This window comes from Brevundimonas sp. (assembly GCF_023259385.1).
Taxonomy (GTDB): Bacteria; Pseudomonadota; Alphaproteobacteria; order Caulobacterales; family Caulobacteraceae; genus Brevundimonas.
Genome location: NZ_JAHFPF010000347.1, coordinates 1 through 2,566, shown reverse-complemented (window position 1 = coordinate 2,566; position 2,566 = coordinate 1). Strand labels below are relative to the sequence as shown.

Genomic DNA, 2,566 nt, shown 5'->3' with positions numbered 1-2,566 from the left:
GAGCCCGGCTCGGAAGGCTGATCCGCCAGCAGCGGCCCCCCGGGAAACCGGGGGGCCTTTTGGTTTGCGAAACCACAGCAGCCTGGAGGCTCCCATGTTCGATAGCATCCAAAGCACCCCACCCTGGGACGAGGTCCAGCCCCGGCCGGACCATCCGGGACCCTTCGCGGTGATGCACCGGCCCCACGGCCGGCTCAACATCGAGACCCGCTTCTACGGTCCGTTCGACAGCTTCGACGAGGCCTACGACGCGATGGCCTCGATCCCGGCTCTCGGCTTCGCCGCCGAGCTGCCGGGCGTGAAGTGGATCGTGCCGCTGGAGCGTCTGCCGTGAGCAGCCGGCGGCCCGAGGGGGACACTGGTCCCTGGTTCAGAAACACGTATGAGTGCCCGTGCGGCACGGAATGGAGCGACGAATGGTCATGCGCCTGCGACGACGACTGTCCCGACTGCGGGACCACCTGTTCACCTTCGGACAGCGAGGAGGCCGACTGATCGGCCGCGGGCTGGCCTTGGCGTCCGGCGTCTTCCGTCCGGACCATCCCAAGGTCACCGAGGAGCGCCTGAAACTCGGCGCCAACGGTTGCCAGACGGCGGCTCTCACGCTGGCCGTGGCGGTGTTCGTCACGCCCCAGCTGAACGCGGCCTTCGTGGTCACGCCAGCGTGGATCATCTCAAGCGGCATCGGCGTTATGTTGCTGATCGTGGCGGCCCACGCTCTTTTGGGCTATATTCCCAATCCACAGACGCCCCAGAAGGAGGATCGTCCATGATTGAAGTTGGTCTCTTCGGTGTCGGCCTCGCCGCTGGCGCGGTCATCGCCTGGTTCGTGAAGCCGCTTGTTGCTGGCTTTGTCGCCGGTCTTCAGGCCTCGGCCACGCAGCCGACCATCCCGGCCGAGTAGATTTCTCGCACCGCCAATCGAGGCCCCGCCGTTCCCCGGCGGGGCCTTTTTCGTTTTATCCGCTCAGCGCTGGCTCTCGCCGCCTGCGAAAGCCGTCCGCGCGAAGCGCGGTCGCTTTCTGTGCGCTCGGCCTAGCTGGACGCGGTCCGTGCCGTCTAAGGTCGCTCTATGCCCGCTCGCGGGCATAGAGCGGTCGTCTCACTCCCCCCCGACGTCGACCGCTCCAGAGATCCTGACGGCGTTCTCCTGCTTTCCGCCGTTGGGGTCTCTGTAAGGGGAGGGGGCGCGCGGTTCTGTCCCATCCTACCGTGAGGGCTCCGCCGGTTATCCCGTCAACGGCTAAAGCCGTTCCCCTCGCGCCGCCGAAGGCGGCGCTTCGGTGACGGGCCGGCACCTCACGTTCGGATTGCTCCATCACCGCCCAGCCCGGGCGGTCTTCACTGGAGGATCCCATGACTGCCGTTTCCATCGAAACCATTCAGCCTGACCCCGCCGTCATCTTCGATGACGCGACCGCTGCGCTCGATGAGGATTTCGACGATGATACCGATTTCACAGGGGACGATGACGACATCGACGACGTCCCCGCGCAGCGGGGTCGCTCGCGGGAGCCTTCGTACATAGATCTCCGCGATGCCGCCGTGTTGCGCATGGCGCCCGATCTACCGGCCGACCAGGCCGGATTGGACACTGTGGCGCGCGAAGCGTTCGAGGCCTTCCACGCGGCCGTCGTCATAGGCGACGAGGCGGCCATGATGGCCGCCAGCATTCGCTACGATGCGGTTGTCTGGAAACTGAACGGCGGCGCCTTCTTCGCCTGCGAGGCAGGCAACGAGGCGGTTTCACCCCGCCTGCGGGCACGCCTTGCCGCCGCTCCGGGTGCTGTCCCCCTGTGGGGCCAGTCCGGAGAGTTCCTGGTCGATCATGCCGGCATCAGGGCGATCGTCATCGCCCGAGGCGGTCCGTCGTCCCTGCAGGTCGAATTCCGCGCCGTGTCCGCCACCGGTCCATTCATCTCCAACACGGGTTATCGGTCCCTGTGCGGCTGCCGGCCGATTTACGAGACGACCATGGATGAGGCCGCCAAAATCTGGATCAGCCAGATCCTGACCGAGAAGAAGGGCCGGGAGTTCATTGGCCCCCAATACCGTGATCGCGACTTCCTCGCGGCGTTCCCCTGGGCCGAGGCCGGCGAAGCGGCCTCTCCGGCCCAATACCAGGAGCCGACCGGGCAGTTCGCCTTCAGCTTCTAGGCCCGGGCGGGTCGCGTGGGGCGCGACCCGCTTCGTCGTCCCCTTGTCCAGCTGCAGCCCTGTTGCGATCTGAGGGGGCCATACATCGCGAGCCCCTTCATGTCCCAGACCCATACCCTCACCGCAGACGACTACGGCGTGCTGGCCAACGCGGATGCGGCGGCCGACGGCCGCTGTCGCATCAGCCCTTCGGCCAGCCCTGAAGGGCGCGAGGCCACCAAGGCGGCCCTGCGTCACCTCCATCGCCTAGCAGATGAGGGTTGTCTTGCGGAGATCCCCGTGCCGCATCGTCCGGACTACCCGGACTTCGCCCTGACCGAGACGGGACGGACGGCGCTGGCCGCTCGCACGGCAGGTTCCGCAGCAGACTGATCGGATTCGGCATCTGTCGGCCCGGCCCATCGTTCGT

At 66.8% G+C, this 2,566-nt stretch carries 5 protein-coding genes; all 5 read left to right on the top strand.

The genetic code is table 11. From position 1 onward, the window contains the following. Positions 1-94: 94 nt before the first annotated feature. The 5 genes from Q0C81_RS18050 (at position 95) to Q0C81_RS18030 (ending at position 2,529) form a co-directional block, all read left to right on the top strand. Positions 95-334: a hypothetical protein gene (locus Q0C81_RS18050; protein ID WP_291841187.1), complete on the top strand. Its 240-nt coding sequence runs from the start codon at positions 95-97 to the stop codon at positions 332-334. Positions 335-416: 82 nt separating this feature from the next. After that, the gene (locus Q0C81_RS18045) at positions 417-773 is read left to right on the top strand and encodes a hypothetical protein (protein ID WP_153923455.1); all 357 of its coding nucleotides are present in this window, start codon (positions 417-419) and stop codon (positions 771-773) included. Then, on the top strand, positions 770-904 hold the full coding sequence (locus Q0C81_RS18040) for a hypothetical protein (RefSeq protein WP_255488867.1): 135 nt from the start codon (positions 770-772) through the stop codon (positions 902-904). Before Q0C81_RS18045 ends, Q0C81_RS18040 begins: the two co-directional genes overlap by 4 nt. 452 nt (positions 905-1,356) lie before the next feature. Continuing rightward, positions 1,357-2,157: a hypothetical protein gene (locus tag Q0C81_RS18035; protein WP_291841182.1), complete on the top strand. Its 801-nt coding sequence runs from the start codon at positions 1,357-1,359 to the stop codon at positions 2,155-2,157. A gap of 99 nt (positions 2,158-2,256) precedes the next feature. Further along, positions 2,257-2,529 (top strand): hypothetical protein, encoded by a 273-nt coding sequence (locus Q0C81_RS18030; protein WP_291841180.1) that lies wholly within the window; start codon positions 2,257-2,259, stop codon positions 2,527-2,529. Positions 2,530-2,566: the final 37 nt, after the last annotated feature.

What these genes read in the sequence shown, in the direction of transcription:
- Q0C81_RS18045 (WP_153923455.1), top strand. Translation starts at nt 417, where the DNA reads ATGGTCATGCGCCTGCGACGACGACTGTCCCGACTGCGGGACCACCTG.
- Q0C81_RS18035 (WP_291841182.1), top strand. Translation starts at nt 1,357, where the DNA reads ATGACTGCCGTTTCCATCGAAACCATTCAGCCTGACCCCGCCGTCATC.
- Q0C81_RS18050 (WP_291841187.1), top strand. Translation starts at nt 95, where the DNA reads ATGTTCGATAGCATCCAAAGCACCCCACCCTGGGACGAGGTCCAGCCC.
- Q0C81_RS18040 (WP_255488867.1), top strand. Translation starts at nt 770, where the DNA reads ATGATTGAAGTTGGTCTCTTCGGTGTCGGCCTCGCCGCTGGCGCGGTC.
- Q0C81_RS18030 (WP_291841180.1), top strand. Translation starts at nt 2,257, where the DNA reads ATGTCCCAGACCCATACCCTCACCGCAGACGACTACGGCGTGCTGGCC.